Source organism: Pantoea sp. NSTU24 (genome assembly GCF_050157905.1).
Taxonomy (GTDB): Bacteria; Pseudomonadota; Gammaproteobacteria; order Enterobacterales; family Enterobacteriaceae; genus Pantoea.
Genome location: NZ_JBKIWZ010000001.1, coordinates 3,656,710 through 3,672,677, shown reverse-complemented (window position 1 = coordinate 3,672,677; position 15,968 = coordinate 3,656,710). Strand labels below are relative to the sequence as shown.

The 15,968-nt window shown below is 53.8% G+C and carries 19 protein-coding genes; 11 read left to right on the top strand and 8 right to left on the bottom strand.

The genetic code is table 11. The annotated features are described in order from the left end of the window. Nucleotides 1–9 precede the first annotated feature (9 nt). The 6 genes from ibaG to mlaF form a co-directional block, all read right to left on the bottom strand. Nucleotides 10–267, bottom strand: coding sequence for a BolA family iron metabolism protein IbaG (ibaG, locus tag ACLHDD_RS17400; RefSeq protein WP_003851098.1), 258 nt, complete (start codon nucleotides 265–267; stop codon nucleotides 10–12). A 113-nt stretch (nucleotides 268–380) separates the two neighbouring features. Next, complete coding sequence (gene mlaB / locus ACLHDD_RS17395; RefSeq protein ID WP_427105053.1) at nucleotides 381–686, bottom strand: lipid asymmetry maintenance protein MlaB; 306 nt, start codon at nucleotides 684–686, stop codon at nucleotides 381–383. After that, the gene (gene mlaC / locus ACLHDD_RS17390; protein ID WP_313652875.1) at nucleotides 686–1,321 is read right to left on the bottom strand and encodes a phospholipid-binding protein MlaC; all 636 of its coding nucleotides are present in this window, start codon (nucleotides 1,319–1,321) and stop codon (nucleotides 686–688) included. The genes mlaB and mlaC overlap by 1 nt, the downstream gene beginning before the upstream one ends. Before the next feature lie 15 nt (nucleotides 1,322–1,336). Further along, the gene (gene mlaD / locus ACLHDD_RS17385; RefSeq protein WP_427105052.1) at nucleotides 1,337–1,882 is read right to left on the bottom strand and encodes an outer membrane lipid asymmetry maintenance protein MlaD; all 546 of its coding nucleotides are present in this window, start codon (nucleotides 1,880–1,882) and stop codon (nucleotides 1,337–1,339) included. Nucleotides 1,883–1,886: 4 nt separating this feature from the next. After that, complete coding sequence (gene mlaE, locus ACLHDD_RS17380) at nucleotides 1,887–2,669, bottom strand: lipid asymmetry maintenance ABC transporter permease subunit MlaE (RefSeq protein ID WP_427105051.1); 783 nt, start codon at nucleotides 2,667–2,669, stop codon at nucleotides 1,887–1,889. Nucleotides 2,670–2,673: 4 nt separating this feature from the next. Then, nucleotides 2,674–3,489, bottom strand: coding sequence for a phospholipid ABC transporter ATP-binding protein MlaF (gene mlaF, locus ACLHDD_RS17375; protein WP_427105050.1), 816 nt, complete (start codon nucleotides 3,487–3,489; stop codon nucleotides 2,674–2,676). A 227-nt stretch (nucleotides 3,490–3,716) separates the two neighbouring features. On the opposite strand from mlaF, the gene ACLHDD_RS17370 reads away from it, so the two are divergent. The 11 genes from ACLHDD_RS17370 (at nucleotide 3,717) to npr (ending at nucleotide 11,699) form a co-directional block, all read left to right on the top strand. Beyond that, the gene (locus ACLHDD_RS17370) at nucleotides 3,717–4,697 is read left to right on the top strand and encodes a calcium/sodium antiporter (protein ID WP_427105049.1); all 981 of its coding nucleotides are present in this window, start codon (nucleotides 3,717–3,719) and stop codon (nucleotides 4,695–4,697) included. 16 nt (nucleotides 4,698–4,713) lie between these two features. Next, nucleotides 4,714–5,697 carry an arabinose-5-phosphate isomerase KdsD gene (gene kdsD, locus ACLHDD_RS17365; protein WP_427105048.1) on the top strand — a complete coding sequence of 328 codons (984 nt, stop codon included), beginning with the start codon at nucleotides 4,714–4,716 and terminating at the stop codon, nucleotides 5,695–5,697. Nucleotides 5,698–5,710: 13 nt separating this feature from the next. Next, nucleotides 5,711–6,277, top strand: a complete 567-nt coding sequence (gene kdsC / locus ACLHDD_RS17360) for a 3-deoxy-manno-octulosonate-8-phosphatase KdsC (protein ID WP_427105047.1) — start codon at nucleotides 5,711–5,713, stop codon at nucleotides 6,275–6,277. Then, entirely contained in the window at nucleotides 6,274–6,846 is a 573-nt protein-coding gene (gene lptC, locus ACLHDD_RS17355) for an LPS export ABC transporter periplasmic protein LptC (protein WP_427105046.1), read from the top strand. The genes kdsC and lptC overlap by 4 nt, the downstream gene beginning before the upstream one ends. Beyond that, entirely contained in the window at nucleotides 6,821–7,372 is a 552-nt protein-coding gene (gene lptA, locus ACLHDD_RS17350; protein WP_427105045.1) for a lipopolysaccharide ABC transporter substrate-binding protein LptA, read from the top strand. Before lptC ends, lptA begins: the two co-directional genes overlap by 26 nt. A 5-nt stretch (nucleotides 7,373–7,377) precedes the next feature. Further along, entirely contained in the window at nucleotides 7,378–8,103 is a 726-nt protein-coding gene (gene lptB / locus ACLHDD_RS17345) for an LPS export ABC transporter ATP-binding protein (protein ID WP_009092467.1), read from the top strand. 48 nt (nucleotides 8,104–8,151) lie between these two features. Continuing rightward, nucleotides 8,152–9,585 (top strand): RNA polymerase factor sigma-54, encoded by a 1,434-nt coding sequence (gene rpoN, locus ACLHDD_RS17340; RefSeq protein ID WP_427105044.1) that lies wholly within the window; start codon nucleotides 8,152–8,154, stop codon nucleotides 9,583–9,585. Between the two features lie 21 nt (nucleotides 9,586–9,606). Further along, the gene (hpf, locus tag ACLHDD_RS17335) at nucleotides 9,607–9,894 is read left to right on the top strand and encodes a ribosome hibernation promoting factor (protein WP_313652864.1); all 288 of its coding nucleotides are present in this window, start codon (nucleotides 9,607–9,609) and stop codon (nucleotides 9,892–9,894) included. Nucleotides 9,895–10,048: 154 nt separating this feature from the next. Next, nucleotides 10,049–10,528: a PTS IIA-like nitrogen regulatory protein PtsN gene (gene ptsN / locus ACLHDD_RS17330; protein WP_008925405.1), complete on the top strand. Its 480-nt coding sequence runs from the start codon at nucleotides 10,049–10,051 to the stop codon at nucleotides 10,526–10,528. A gap of 47 nt (nucleotides 10,529–10,575) precedes the next feature. Next, a complete protein-coding gene (gene rapZ / locus ACLHDD_RS17325; RefSeq protein ID WP_003851114.1) occupies nucleotides 10,576–11,430 on the top strand; it encodes an RNase adapter RapZ in 855 nt (284 codons plus the stop codon). Next, nucleotides 11,427–11,699: a PTS phosphocarrier protein NPr gene (gene npr / locus ACLHDD_RS17320; RefSeq protein WP_003851116.1), complete on the top strand. Its 273-nt coding sequence runs from the start codon at nucleotides 11,427–11,429 to the stop codon at nucleotides 11,697–11,699. The genes rapZ and npr overlap by 4 nt, the downstream gene beginning before the upstream one ends. A gap of 3 nt (nucleotides 11,700–11,702) precedes the next feature. Here the strand turns inward: npr and mtgA are convergent, their stop codons facing one another. Together mtgA and arcB are read right to left on the bottom strand one after the other, a co-directional pair. Beyond that, nucleotides 11,703–12,422: a monofunctional biosynthetic peptidoglycan transglycosylase gene (gene mtgA / locus ACLHDD_RS17315; protein ID WP_427105043.1), complete on the bottom strand. Its 720-nt coding sequence runs from the start codon at nucleotides 12,420–12,422 to the stop codon at nucleotides 11,703–11,705. A gap of 887 nt (nucleotides 12,423–13,309) precedes the next feature. Continuing rightward, nucleotides 13,310–15,643 (bottom strand): aerobic respiration two-component sensor histidine kinase ArcB, encoded by a 2,334-nt coding sequence (gene arcB / locus ACLHDD_RS17310; protein ID WP_427105042.1) that lies wholly within the window; start codon nucleotides 15,641–15,643, stop codon nucleotides 13,310–13,312. Between the last annotated feature and the right edge of the window lie 325 nt (nucleotides 15,644–15,968).

The window sequence follows — 15,968 nt, the reverse complement described above, 5'->3', positions numbered from 1 at the left end:
CGCCGGGGATCAGAAACCGTTGAGTTTACGGTCACGCGCCCATTCAGCGGGAGTGTAGGTTTTGATAGAGACAGCATGCATGCGGTTGTCTGCAATGAACTCCATCAGCGGCGCATAGACAGCCTGCTGCTTTTTCACACGGCTCAGCTCACCAAACAGTTCGCCAACGGCGATAACCTGAAAGTGGCTGCCGTCATTGCTCATGACATGCACTTCGTCCAAAGGCAGTGCTGCCATCAGCACGGCCTGAATTTCACTGTTTTCCATTGGTCTTAACTTCGCTTAATAATAATAAGGCTGACATAGTAGAGGAAAGCGGCTGACTCTTAAATACGCAAAAGCCCCTGTCAAAAACAGGGGCTTAGCGTAACAGAAAGAAATCAGGCGCTTTTATCCGCAGAAACAATAATCTGTTGCAGATTGTAAAGCGTAATCAGCGACTGCAGTTTGTTGCTGATGCCTGTAAAGCGTGGGGTATTCCCCTGTGCACGCGCAATTTCCCGCAGGTGCACCAGCAGAGCAAGCCCGGAAGAGTCAACACGCTCCAGCGCCGCGACATCGATGGTGTCGACATCCCGGATAACCGTCTCACGTTGCTGCCAGAGACTCATCAGCGTATCGCGATCCAGTTCGCCTTTCAGCAGTAGCGTGCTGGCTTGCCGCTCCCAGCGTAACGATTCATGCATTATTGTTGTTTATCCAGCGTGATGGGCTGAGCGGCTGAGGATTTCAGCTGCGCTGTCAGGCCATCGATACCTTTGGTGCGTAATAGGTCGCTCCACTCATTCTGCTTGGTCGTAATCATGCTGACACCTTCAGCGATCATGTCATAAGCCTGCCAGTTACCGCTCTGGCTATTTTTACGCCACTGGAAGTCGAGACGAACCGGCGGACGGCCATTAGGATCAATAATAGAAACACGAATGGCAACAATGTTGGCATCGCCCAACGGCTGTTCAGGCTGCACCTGATAGCTCTGCCCATTGTAAAGCGCCAGGGCCTGACCATAAGCCTGCGCCAGATAGTCAGCGAAGGCGCTGAAGTAGGCTTCACGCTGAGCAGGTGTTGAATCGCGATAGTAGCGGCCCAGCACTAACGCACCGGCATATTTGATCTGTACATAGGGCAGCAGTTCCTGACGCACAATCTCACGCAGATAGTTAGGATTCTGCTTAATTTTTGGCTGCTCATTTTTCAGACGGGTAAAAGTTTTCTCCGCCGCCTGATTCATCAGTTTGTAAGGATTGCTCTGATCGGCGGCCGTTGCTGTCAGCGGCACGGTCACGGCCAGCATGGCAATCATCAGTAAACGTTTAAACATGGTATACCCTCTTCTTTAAGGTTGAGCCGGTGCCGCAGGCGCAGCACTGCTGCCGTCCTGCGCATCCTTGTTGTCGCTGTTCTGCTTGCTGTCGCCGCTTTTATAAAGGAACTGGCCGATCAGATCTTCAAGCACCATGGCTGATTTCGTATCGCGCAGCGTATCGCCATCTTTCAGCATCGCTGAACCCAGTTCAGGATCGTCAAATCCTAAGTTAAGTGACAGGAACTGCTCACCCAGCAGGCCCTGCGTGCGGATCGCCAGCGAACTGGTATCCGAAATCTTATCAGCATAGCGATCGCTGATATCCATCGTCACCCGTGGCAGCAGCGTTTTCGGCTCGAGTTCGATGTCCGTCACCCGGCCAATGACGACGCCACCGATTTTAACCGGCGAACTGATTTTCAGACCGCCGATATTGTCGAAGGTGGCGTAGAGTTTCCACGTCGGCTCGGTGCCCATCGATTTGAGATCGGCGACGCGAAGACAGAGAAAGAGTGCGGCGAGCAACGCCATGATCATAAAAATGCCAACCCAGATTTCGCTTTTTTTGCTTTGCATTGCATCAATTCCCAAACATCAGTGCTGTCAGCACAAAATCCAACCCGAGCACCGCCAGTGAAGCATGTACTACGGTACGCGTCGTCGCGCGACTGATCCCTTCAGAAGTGGGAATCGCGTCATAGCCATTAAAGAGAGCAATCCAGGTCACCGTGACGGCAAATACGGCGCTTTTAATAATGCAGTTAACCACATCAGCCCGAAAATCGACCGCGTTCTGCATGGCTGACCAGAAGAAGCCAGGATCAATCCCCTTCCAGCTCACGCCAACCAGCGCGCCACCCGCGATGCCGACGGCGGTAAAGATCAGTGCCAGCAGCGGCATGCTGATAAATCCCGCCCAGAAACGTGGCGAAACCACGCGGCGTAGCGGATCCACTGCCATCATTTCCATACTGGAGAGCTGTTCAGTGGCTTTCATCAGGCCGATTTCGGCGGTCAGTGCCGATCCCGCCCGTCCGGCAAACAGCAGCGCAGTTACCACCGGCCCCAGTTCACGCAGCAGCGACAGCGCCACCAGCATACCCAGACTGGTTTCAGCCCCGTAAGTGGTCAGTACCAGATACCCCTGCAGGCCCAGCACCATGCCAATAAACAGGCCCGACACGACAATAATCAGTAACGACAACACGCCCACGCTATAAAGCTGTTTAACCAGCAGCGGCGCATGTTTGCGGAACGCCGGTTTTCCCACCAGCGCATGAAACAGCATTAAGCCCGCGCGTCCAAAACTGGCACACGTTTCAATTCCCTGACGACCAAACGACGCCAGCGCCTTCAAGACCATCTGATTAATTACTCCCTGAGCCGGTTAAATCTGCGAGATAGTCGCCAGCAGGAAAACGGAAGGGAACCGGACCATCCGCATCACCATCAATAAACTGGCGAACACGCGGGTCGTTATTCTCTCGCAGTCCGGGCGTGGTGCCCTGTGCAATAATTTTTTGTCCGGCCACGATATAGGCGTAGTCCGCAATACTCAGTACTTCCGGTACGTCGTGCGAAACCACAATGCAGGTCAGCCCCAGCGCATGGTTCAGTTCGTCGATGAGCTTCACCAGTACCCCCATGGTGATGGGATCCTGACCCACAAACGGCTCGTCGAACATGATCAGTTCCGGTTCAAGCGCGATAGCACGCGCCAGAGCCACACGACGCGCCATGCCGCCCGACAGCTCAGCGGGTTTCAGCTGCGCGGCGCCACGCAGACCCACCGCCTCCAGCTTCATCAGCACGGTGCTATGCAGCAGCGGCGCAGGCAGCTGTGTATGCTCACGCAGTGGCCAGGCCACATTTTCATAGACCGTTAAGTCAGTGAAGAGTGCGCCGGACTGGAACAGCATGCTCATTTTTTTACGTGCTTCATACAATTTAGCGCGGGATAATGACGGAATGTTTTCGCCACGAAACAGAATTTCACCCCGGGTCGGCTGAAGCTGTCCCCCAATCAAGCGTAGCAGAGTGGTTTTTCCTATCCCCGAGGGGCCCATTATCGCCGTCACTTTGCCTTTCGGCACGGTCAGCGAAATGTCATCGAAGATTGTGCGATCTCCGCGCGAAAAACTCACGCCACGAACCTCAACCAGATTCGTTTGCTGCTGGATCATTGTCACCTCTTGTCAGGATCGGGCGTAAACATGGGATACGATGGTAGCCTGTCCGGTCGTGATTCACGATAGCTTTACAGAAACTTACCGCTAAGATTTGCCGAAAATGGTCATTAAATTTACTTTTGCCGCTCAGACGGTCAAAATCAGCGCCTGTCTCGCCAAACAGAACGTTAAACCGGTCGGGAAAAGCATTGCCGGCCCGGTTTTTTATGCAAGGATTCTTCATGTTTGTAGCTTCTGCACTGCTGATTATCGGTTTGCTTTTACTGGCTTATGGTGCCGATCGTCTGGTGTTTAGCGCCTCTATATTGTGTCGTTCACTGGGCATTCCGCCATTAATTATCGGCATGACCGTTGTCAGCATTGGCACCTCGCTGCCAGAAATGATCCTCTCTTTTTCTGCGGCGCAGCATGGCCAGATGGATCTGGCCGTCGGCACCGCGCTTGGCTCGAACATTACCAACATTCTACTGATTCTGGGTGCCGCTGCGCTAATACATCCGCTGACTGTTCATTCCAATCTGATACGCCGTGAGCTGCCATTGATGTTACTGGTTACGCTGCTCAGCGGTTGTATGCTGTTTGACAATCAGCTTAGCCGACTTGATGGAATTGGCCTGATTACGATAGCCGCTATTTATCTGATGGTGGTCATTCGCATCGCGCGTAAAGCGGAACAGGATAACAACGACACCCTGACACGCGAGCAGCTGGCTGAACTGCCGCGTGAAGAAAGCGGAAACACCGTGGCCTTTCTCTGGCTGGCCGTCGCGCTGATTATTCTGCCCATGTCGACACGCATGGTGATCGACAATGCCACCGCCTTTGCCGACTATTTTGGCGTCAGCGAGCTGGTGATGGGCCTGACGCTGATTGCTGTAGGCACCAGCCTGCCTGAGCTGGCAACGGTACTTGCTGGCGCGCTGAAAGGCGAAGATGATATTGCGATTGGCAATCTGATTGGTGCCAACATTTATAATATTGCCATCGTGCTGGGACTTCCGGCACTGATTCATCCGGGCAGCGTCGATTATCATGCCTTTGCCCGTGATTACTGGGTCATGCTGGGCGTCAGCGTGCTGTTTGCCCTGCTCTGCCTGCTTCGTCGCCGACGTGTTGGCCGTACGGCGGGCCTGATTTTACTCTGTGGTTTCTTCGTCTGGGTAATGCTGCTGTGGATACAGCCGGCATTCATGAACGGTTAACAAGGACAGACGCACTATGTCATATCAGCAACCAACTGCCTTTGATTTCCAGCAAGCGGGCAAGACCGTGCTCCGCATTGAGCGTGAAGGACTGGAACAGCTCGATCAATATATCAACGACGACTTCGCCCGCGCCTGCGCCCTGATTTATGGCTGTCAGGGTAAAGTGGTGGTGATGGGCATGGGCAAGTCCGGACATATCGGTAAAAAAATGGCGGCGACTTTCGCCAGCACCGGTACGCCCGCCTTCTTTGTTCATCCGGCTGAAGCCAGTCATGGCGACCTGGGCATGGTGAGCAGAAATGACGTGGTGATCGCCATCTCCAACAGCGGAGAATCAAACGAGATCCTTGCGCTGATTCCGGTGTTGAAACGTCAGCACATTGCGCTGATCTGCATAACCGGACGGCCGGAAAGCGCCATGGGTCGGGTAGCGGATGTGCATCTGTGCGTTCACGTCCCGCAGGAAGCCTGTCCGCTGGGTCTGGCACCGACCACCAGCACCACCGCGACCCTGGTCATGGGTGACGCGCTGGCGGTTTCACTGCTGGAAGCGCGGGGATTTACAGCAGAGGATTTCGCCCTCTCCCACCCCGGCGGTGCGCTGGGCCGCAAGCTGCTGCTGCATGTGGCGGATATCATGCACAGCGGCGATGAACTGCCACACGTCACCCGTGACGCCTCGCTGCGTGATGCGCTGCTGGAGATCACCCGTAAGAATCTGGGATTGACGGTTATCGTCGACGACCTGATGAAAATAGAGGGGATCTTTACTGATGGTGACCTGCGCCGCATCTTTGACATGGGCATCGATTTTCAGCGTGCCACGATCGGCGAAGTAATGACGCGGGGCGGCATCCGCGTCCGGCCGAATATGCTGGCGGTTGAAGCCCTGAATCTGATGCAGACGAAAAACATTACCTCGATTCTGGTGGCCGATGACGACCATCTGCTGGGCGTGGTACATATGCATGACATGCTGCGCGCTGGCGTAGTCTGAACAGGAAAAGAAAATGCAACAGGCAACTCCCCCGATCGACACCTGCTACGGCCCGGTCAGCGTCGACATTATGGCGCGCGCCAGCCGGATCCGTCTGCTGATCTGCGACGTCGATGGCGTGATGTCCGATGGCGTGATCTACATGGGGAACAATGGCGAAGAGCTCAAGGCATTCAACGTGCGGGATGGCTACGGTATCCGCTGCCTGCTGACCTCTGATGTGGAAGTGGCTATCATTACCGGCCGCAATGCGCGACTGATGGAAGATCGCTGCAAAACGCTCGGCATCCGCCATCTTTATCAGGGACAATCAGATAAGCTTTTGGCCTATCGTGAACTTCTGGATAAACTGTCTCTTTCCGACGACCAGGTCGCCTATATCGGTGACGATTTGATCGACTGGCCGGTAATGGCGAAAGTCGGATTAAGCGTGGCGGTGGCGGATGCACATCCGATTCTTCTGCCGCGCACGCACTATGTCACGCGGATTGCCGGCGGACGCGGCGCGGTACGTGAAGTGTGTGATCTGATCTTAATGGCGCAGAACAAATTTGAGGATGCCAAAGGGCAATCAGTATGAGTAAAAGCAGGCGTTGGATAACGCTGATTCTGACCTTGATTGCACTGGTTTTGATCGGCTGGAATCTTACTAACCAGGATGATGATGGCTCGCCAGTCGTCAATGGCGCGCAGTCGCCGACCTATACCAGTGCCGATTCACACACTGTGGTTTATAACCCGCAGGGCGCGCTGTCCTATAAACTGACTTCTGACAAAGTGACCTACTTCTCTGACGACGAAATCAGCTGGTTCGACAATCCGGTGATGACCACTTTTGATGAGAATAAAATTCCGACCTGGTCGCTAAAGGCAGATAAAGCAAAGCTCACCAAAGATCGTATGCTTTATCTTTATGGCCATGTTGAGCTGAATACCCTGACGCAGGATTCTCAACTTGAGCGCATCAAAACAGATAATGCGCAAATCAATCTTGTCACTCAGGACGTTACCTCTGATGATCAGGTGACATTGTATGGCCGCAGCTTTAACTCCACTGGCATGAAAATGCGCGGCAATTTACGGACGAAAAACGCCGAGTTAATCGAGAAGGTCAAAACCTCTTATGAAATTCAAAATGAACAAAAATAGCCTGAAGCTCCTGCTGGCCTCGATTCTGCTGGCAACCAGTGTTCCTGCGCTGGCCCTGACCGGTGACTCGGACAAGCCCGTAAATATTGACTCACAGAATCAGGCGCTGGACCTGCAGGGCAACGTTGCGACCTTTACCGGCAATGTCATCGTGACCCAGGGCTCAATCAAAATTACGGCTGATAAAGTCGTGGTAACCCGTCCGGGCGGCGACAGTAAGAAAACCATCGTCGACGCCTACGGCAATCCTGCCACCTTCTATCAGATGCAGGACAGCGGTAAGCCGGTAAAGGGTCATGCCGCAAAACTGCATTACGAACTGGCGAATGACTTCGTTGAACTGACCGGCAATGCGTTTATTGAGCAGCAGGACAGCAACATCAAAGGCGACCGGATAACCTATCTGGTGAAAGAGCAGAAAATGCAGGCTTACAGTCAGGGCCAGAACAAGCGCGTCACCACCGTCCTGGTACCATCGCAACTTCAGGACAAAGGTTCGTCCACCAGCGGAAAAAAGAGTAACTGATAGCTATGGCCACATTAATCGCAGAAAACCTGGCGAAGGCGTATAAAGGCCGTCGCGTGGTAGAAGATGTCAGTCTGCAGGTAAAGTCCGGCGAGATTGTCGGCCTGCTGGGCCCGAACGGTGCCGGTAAGACCACCACGTTTTATATGGTGGTCGGTATCGTGCCCCGCGATGCGGGTCGCATTGTCATCGATGATGAAGATATCAGCATCCTGCCGCTGCATGCACGCGCGCGTCGCGGTATCGGCTATCTGCCGCAGGAAGCGTCTATTTTCCGTCGCCTGAGCGTCTACGATAACCTGATGGCAGTATTGCAGATCCGCGACGATCTGACGGAAGAGCAGCGCCAGGATCGTGCCCGCGAACTGATGGAAGAGTTCCATATTGAGCACCTGCGTGACAGTATGGGCCAGGCGCTGTCAGGCGGGGAACGCCGTCGCGTCGAGATCGCGCGTGCGCTGGCAGCAAATCCTAAATTTATCCTGCTGGATGAGCCCTTTGCCGGTGTTGACCCTATCTCTGTTATCGACATCAAAAAGATTATCGAGCATCTGCGTGACAGTGGCCTGGGCGTGCTGATTACCGACCACAACGTGCGTGAAACCTTAGCGGTCTGTGAGCGCGCTTATATCGTCAGCCAGGGTCACCTTATCGCGCACGGCACTCCGAACGAGATCCTGGCCGATGAGCAAGTGAAGCGGGTTTATTTGGGTGAAGAGTTCAGACTCTGATAAGGTGTCGTTAATACTGATGTTTACCTGGGAACTACCATCCTGTCTATGAAGCAAGGTTTACAACTCAGGTTTAGCCAACAGCTGGCAATGACGCCACAACTGCAGCAGGCCATACGTCTGCTGCAACTCTCTACGCTTGAACTCCAGCAGGAGTTACAGCTTGCACTGGAAAGCAACCCGCTGCTTGAGCAGACCGAACTGCACGAAGAGATTGACGCCCGGGAATCGTCTGAGGCCGAGGCGCTGGATACGCGTGAAGCCCTTGAGCAGAAAGAGATGCCCGATGAACTGCCGCTGGATGCGACCTGGGATGAGATTTACACAGCGGGTACGCCGTCAGGCACCGGTACCGATTATCAGGATGATGAGTTACCAGTTTATCAGGGCGAAACCACCCAGTCTCTGCAGGATTATCTGATGTGGCAGGTCGGGCTGACGCCGTTCAGTGACACCGATCGCGCGATTGCGACCTCTATTGTCGACGCTATTGATAACACCGGGTATCTTACCGTTTCGCTTGATGAGATCCTTGACAGCATTGGCAACGATGAGCTGGAAGTGGATGAAGTGGAAGCGGTGCTGAAACGCATCCAGCGTTTTGATCCGATCGGCGTCGGCGCACGCGATCTGCGTGACTGCCTGCTGGTACAGCTTTCGCAGTATGCGCCTGAAACGCCGATGCTGTCAGAAGCGCGCCTGATTGTCAGTGAACATCTGGATTTGCTGGCTAACCACGATTTTCGCAGTCTGATGCGGGTCACGCGCCTTAAAGAAGAGGTGCTGAAAGAGGCGATGCTGCTGATACAGTCGCTGGACCCGCGTCCGGGTCAGTCGATTAACACCAGTGAACCGGAATATGTCATTCCCGATGTGCTGGTACGCAAGGCGGGCAGCCGCTGGACGGTTGAACTTAATGCCGACAGCGTGCCGCGCCTCAAAATCAATCAGCACTATGCCGCAATGGGTGGCGCTACGCGAAATGAAAGCGACAATCAGTTCATTCGCAGTAATCTGCAGGAAGCGCGCTGGCTGATTAAGAGTCTGGAAAGCCGTAACGATACGCTGCTGAAAGTGACACGCTGTATTGTTGAACAGCAGCAGGCCTTTTTCGAGCAGGGCGAAGAGTTTATGCGCCCGATGGTGCTGGCCGATATCGCCCAGGCCGTTGAGATGCATGAGTCGACCATTTCCCGTGTGACGACGCAGAAGTACCTGCACAGCCCGCGGGGCATTTTCGAACTGAAGTACTTTTTCTCCAGCCACGTCAATACAGAGGGCGGCGGTGAAGCGTCTTCCACAGCGATTCGTGCACTGGTGAAAAAATTAATTTCGGCGGAAAATCCAGCCAAACCCTTGAGCGACAGTAAGCTGACCTCCATGTTATCTGATCAGGGCATTATGGTGGCACGGCGAACCGTCGCCAAATATCGCGAGTCTTTATCCATCCCGCCATCGAACCAGCGTAAACAGCTGGTTTGACAGAAATGAGAAGGAAGACCTATGCAGCTGAACCTGACCGGGCAACACGTTGAAATCACGGAACCATTGCGTGAATTTGTCAGCGGTAAATTTGCCAAACTGGAACACTATTTTGAACATATCAATCAGGTCTATATTGTCCTGAAAGTTGAAAAAGTCACGCAGGTGGCTGACGCAACACTTCACGTGAATGGTGGCGAGCTGCACGCCACATCGGAAGCGGAAGATATGTATGCGGCCGTTGACGGACTGATCGATAAGCTCGCCCGTCAGCTGACCAAACACAAAGACAAACTGAAAAAACACTAACCTTTACGCCAGCTACGTGCGCCTGCCGCGCAGAGCCGACTGGATGGGGCGGGTAATCCGCCCCGTTTTGTCATCTGAGGAGAGGCGCCATTTGTCTCCCGCGTCATGTCGCGCTGGCGGTGAAGGGTCTGGTGAACTCGCAAGTGAAACGATGATGAACAACGATCTTACACTGGAATTGAGCACGGTGCTTTCGCCAGACTGCACCCGCAGCGGCGTACACTGCCAGAGCAAAAAACGTGCGCTGGAAATTATCAGCGAACTGGCCGCTAAGCAGCTCAACCTGCCGCACCAGACGCTTTTCGAAGCGATTCTGACCCGTGAACGTATGGGCAGTACCGGTATCGGCAACGGCATTGCCATTCCTCACGGCAAACTGGAAGAGGATACGCTGCGGGCGGTCGGGGTTTTTATCAGCCTTGAACAGCCCATTGCGTTCGATGCCGTCGACAATCAGCCGGTCGATCTGCTGTTTGCCTTGCTGGTGCCGGCTGACCAGTGCAAAACGCATCTGCATACCCTTTCACTGGTGGCAAAACGTCTGGCAGACAAAACGGTATGCCGCCGTCTGCGTGCAGCGCAGAGTGATGAAGAGCTCTATGCCATTATTACGGAAATCCAGACAGAGCAGTAACGCGTCTTTACTGGCCGGGTGCCGGTTTTAAAACGGGAGAAAAGGTCATGGTGCTGATGATCGTCAGCGGTCGTTCAGGCTCGGGAAAGTCGGTGGCGCTCCGTGCGCTGGAAGATATGGGATTCTACTGCGTCGACAACCTGCCGGTCGTGTTGCTGCCTGAGTTAGCGAATTCGCTGGCTGAGCGCAATATTTCCGCGGCAGTCAGTATTGATGTCCGGAACATGCCCGAATCGCCTGAAATCTTTGAGACCGCGCTGAATAACCTGCCTGACTCCTTTTCACCGCAGCTGCTTTTTCTGGATGCGGACCGCAATACTCTGATTCGGCGTTACAGTGATACGCGCCGTCTGCACCCTCTCTCCAGCAAAAATCTGTCGCTTGAGAGCGCAATTGATGAAGAAAGCGATCTGCTGGAACCGCTGCGCTCCCGCGCCGACCTGATCATCGACACCTCTGAGATGTCGGTGCATGAGCTGGCCGAGATGCTGCGTACCCGCCTGCTGGGCAAGCGGGAGCGGGAACTGACCATGGTGTTTGAATCTTTCGGCTTCAAACATGGCATCCCTATTGATGCGGACTATGTGTTTGACGTGCGCTTTCTGCCCAATCCACACTGGGATCCCAAGCTGCGACCAATGACAGGTCTTGATCGTCCGGTAGCGGCCTTCCTTGATCGTCACACTGAAGTGCATAATTTTATCTACCAGACGCGCAGCTATTTAGAACTCTGGCTGCCGATGCTGGAGACCAACAACCGCAGCTATCTTACCGTAGCGATTGGCTGTACGGGCGGTAAACATCGCTCAGTCTATATCGCCGAACAACTGGCCGATTACTTTCGTTCGCGCGGCAAGAATGTACAGTCACGCCATCGTACGCTGGAAAAGCGCAAATCATGACCGTCAGACAAACTGTAGAAATCAAAAATAAGCTGGGCATGCATGCCCGCCCGGCAATGAAGCTCTTTGAGCTGGTGCAGAGCTTTGACGCTGAAGTGCTGCTGCGCAACGAAGCGGGCACTGAAGCCGAAGCCAGCAGCGTGATCGCGCTGCTGATGCTCGATTCGGCAAAAGGCGGACACATCGAGATTGAAGCCAGCGGCCCGGAAGAAGTGCCGGCGCTGGCAGCGGTCATCGAATTGTTCGAAGCGGGCTTCGATGAGGACTAAGGTCTAGTCGAGCTGATTACGCTGTAAAAAGCCTTCTCCGCCCAGCTGGCGCATCTGGCGCAGGATCCACTGCTGCCGCTCTCTGACATAGCCGGAGGGCGCCGCCGCACGATAGCGAATCGGATTAGGCAGCACGGCCGCCAGCAACGCCGCGTCTGCGGCCGTCAGCCGGCTGGCAGGTTTGTGGAAATAGCGCTGTGACGCCGCCTCTGCGCCGAAGACCCCTGGCCCGAACTCGGCAATATTGAGATAGACGGTCAGAATGCGTCTTTTCGTCCAGACCGTTTCCATTCCTACCGTCAGGCCCGCTTCCAGACCTTTCCGTAACCAGCTGCGTCCGTCCCAGAGAAAGAGATTTTTCGCCGTCTGTTGTGACAGCGTGGAGGCGCCACGCATCTGGCTATCCCTCTTATCCAGTACCGACTCAATCGCCGCCACATCAAAACCCCAGTGGGTGGGAAACTTCTGGTCTTCTGAGGCGATGACCGCCAGCCCCATCCAGGGTGAAATCTCGTCATGCCCGACCCAGTCTGAATGAGCAACATAGCCAAAATCGCCCCGCAGCCAGGCTCCAATCTGTCGTTCCGCCATCACTGCGGAGAACGGAACCGGCAGGAAAGAGAAAAGTAAAATGCCCGCCAGCCAGAGTCCCAGCCATACCAGCACAATACGGCCTGCCATCCGTCTGATACGCTGCCCCACGCTTCCTTTATGCTTGTTCATGCAATCTTCCCATACCTGTTTCAGACGTTAATCAATCACACATGTAATCACTGCCCGAAAAGCAGGCGTTTTTCAATTTTCGATGAAATTCAATCGACAGTTTCCAGACTTTATTCAAACATTTTGCATCAACATGCCGCAACAGTTCGAAATAGTTCAAGGACTTCCGGCAAAAAGGAATCGGTTCCATTCATTATGGCCCCCTGCCTTCTTTCCAGATAAACACTTAATAATGGATAATAAGCGCTGGATAAAAACATTCACATTACTAAAGATTAACTTTTTTCTGATTCTTTCGCTGTCTATATATTAATCAGAATTATCGTTATAACGTTTAAATAATCAGCAGATGTTAACGTCAGTCATCCCTGTGCTGGCCCTGTTTTTGCTCAGCAAATGTACTTACGCCATCGGACTGAAAAGAGAAAGCGTCAGATTCATTTTTATCATTCCGGATCGTTTTGGATTATTCGTGTCATTTTGGGGTGCTTGCTTGCAATATCAGCGTCTTAGCGATGCGGCTGACACTGATGTTAACCGCAGCGTCACTCGCTTCCTCTGCGCCTCGTTCTCCTTCCACTGCCGCGTTAAAACTACACGAAAAAGGGCAAATCTGGCTAAATTTACAGCAATGCAGCACGTAAATTGATTCCTTACTTGACTGTGTTGCCAAATTAATGTTTTCTGTATTTAAACGCTGCTCAATATCACAATTTTTAATGAATCTTGTCGCATGTGAAGATGGATTTGCTAAGGTGATGACAGTGTTAACCAATACCCTGCGGCTGCATTAATTATTCAGATCATAGCGGCCGCAATGTTTTCCCTGGTGTTGGCGCAGTATTCGCGCACCCCGGCTTCGGCTGGGGTCATTTTTTTCTGGCGTATCAGGTTTTCTGTTCTGCTACCCAGTCGCGTAATACCTGCACATCATGTCGCCATTCGTGCTTCAGTTCATCGATCCACTCTGTCACGTTGTCCCACCATGCCGGCAGCTCCGGACTCTGGATCTGTTTCGCCAGCATCTGTAAACGCTGTAAACCGACTGACCCCGCCGCGCCTTTGATCTTATGACCCTCTTCAGCAATCCCCTTTTGATCGCGCGCCATCAGGTTTGATTCCAGCACGGCCAGATAATCCGGCATCATTTTTTCAAACATTGTCAGGCTTTGGGTGATCAGGCCGGGTCCAACCAGCTCGATGTACTGTTCAAGCATAGCGACATCCAGCAGCATCAGGTTTTTGTCGTCGCGCGCGGCGGGTGCCTCTTCTGCCGGTTCAGACTGATAATCCCAGTACTTTTTGATCATCGCCGTCAGTGCCGGTACCGCCAGAGGCTTGCTGAGAACATCATCCATTCCCGCGTCGAAATACTCTTTTTTGTCTTTGAGGACATTGGCGGTGAGCGCCACCAGCGGCGGGAGATCGGAACCCTGATACTGCTGGCGGATGGCGCGTGAGACATCCAGCCCGGTCATATCCGGCAGCTGAATATCCAGCAGCACCAGATCAAACTCCAGCGGGTCAAACATCGCCAGCGCCTCATGGCCGGTCATGGCAACCTCTACGCTGCAGCCCAGCTTTTCCAGAACCGAGCGCGCCACGATCACATTCAGCTCAATATCTTCAACCAGTAATACGTGCAGAGCGGGCAGAGGCAGACTGTCTTCCACGCCTTCGTTTTCCACCTCTTCCGCAATGCGTGGCGCATGGACCTCAACGGTAAAGCAGGAGCCCTGACCTGGCGCACTGTGAACGCGGATATCGCCGCCCATCGCCTGCGCCAGACGGCGTGACACCGCCAGGCCGATACCGGTACCGGTCGCCGGCTTACCGCCGTGCTGATCTTTGACCTGATAGTACATCGCAAAGATCTTATCCTGCTCATCCTGCGGGATCCCCATGCCGGAGTCCTGCACTTCGAAGCGCAGCGTCTCTTCCTGCTCATAGGTCACCCGCACCAGGATTTCCCCCTGCTGCGTAAACTTCACCGCGTTGCCAATCAGGTTCCACAGAATCTGACGCAGACGCGTGCCATCGGTGGAGATCATGTGTGGCAGTGGCAGCTGCGGCGCGAGCACAAACTTCAGCCCTTTAGGCTGTGCCAGCAGACCGGAGAGATTTTCTAAATCGGCGAGGAAGCCAGTAAAGTCGAGCGGCTGATTATCGAGCTGTACTTTACGGCGCTCGATCTTGTCCACCTCAATCACATCGTTAAAGATGTTGCCCAGTGTGATGGCCGAGACGTGGATAGTTTTCAGATATTTCAGCTGTTCCTGATTCAGATCGGTATCCAGCAGAATCCGGCTCAGGCCGACAATGCCATTAAGCGGCGTACGCAGCTCGTGGCTGATCGTTGAGATAAAGGTGGTCTTTTCCCGGCTGGCGTTCTCTAACGCGTCCTGATAGCGCTTACGCTCGGTTATATCGCGGCCGAAGCCCATCAGTCCGCTACGCTTTCCGACGCGATCGTAGTAAGGCACTTTACGGATCTCAAAACAGGCTTTCCGACCGTCGGGGTATTGCAGCCACTGTTCATAGGTCAGCGAGACATTATGGCGGAACACCTTCTCATCCGTTTCCAGCACCTTGGTCGCCGCTTCATCATCGTAAATATCGCGTGGTGTCAGGCCAATCAGCTGTTTTTCGCTTTTGCCGGTCAGCAGCTCCATCGCCCGGTTGCAGCCGGAAAACTGTTTGTCGATATTGCGGTAGAACACCAGATCAGGTGAGGCATCCAGGAAGGAGCGCAGGAAAGAGGATTGCTGTTCCAGCTCGATCTGCGCCTGTTCGCGGCGCGTCACCTCTTCACGCAGCTTATCCATCACCTGTTCGCGCGCCAGTTCCGCCTTTTTACGGTCGCTGATCTCCTGATTCAGCTGCGTGATGGTCTCTTTCATCTGCTGGTTAAGTTCCAGATCGCGGGTGCGCATCTCCTCCAGTTTATCCACCAGCCGGGCCAGCCGCTGCCGCGACTCCTCCAGCTGATCGACCACCACCGAGAGGAAATAGACCGCCCAGGGCGTGATCAGCAGCCCGAAGAAGACCGAACGTACCACGTCGATACTCTCAACGTGACCCCGCAGTACCATCGTGACCGCCATCTGGACGATCATCGCCAGTACCACCAGCGCCGACGCCAGCAACAGCGAGAACCGCACCAGTCCCAGCTTGACCATTAAATCAACGTAGTACTGCGCCAGCAGACGAATTTGCTTCATACCCACTCCCTGAAAGAGAAACCGCCCCACTATAACGCAGATAGCCCTGTGACGTCGCAGCGCGTCACGCGAAGATCCGGACGCAGATGCGCTATTATGGTGCATCCGCGCAGCCGTTCGGCGACGTTAAGGACAAAACGGTTAAAACCCTTGACTGATTGTGCCAAATGAATAATCTGTAAGGCCGCCAGTGAATCTCAGATTTCTCTGTATGGCCTTTTTTCAATATCCTGGCAGCGTTCAGTTGCGCAGGCTCATCCCGTTTATATGAATATCCATTCATCTTTAGTGATGTTTTAAGCACGCCTGTGCCGATTAATTTTTC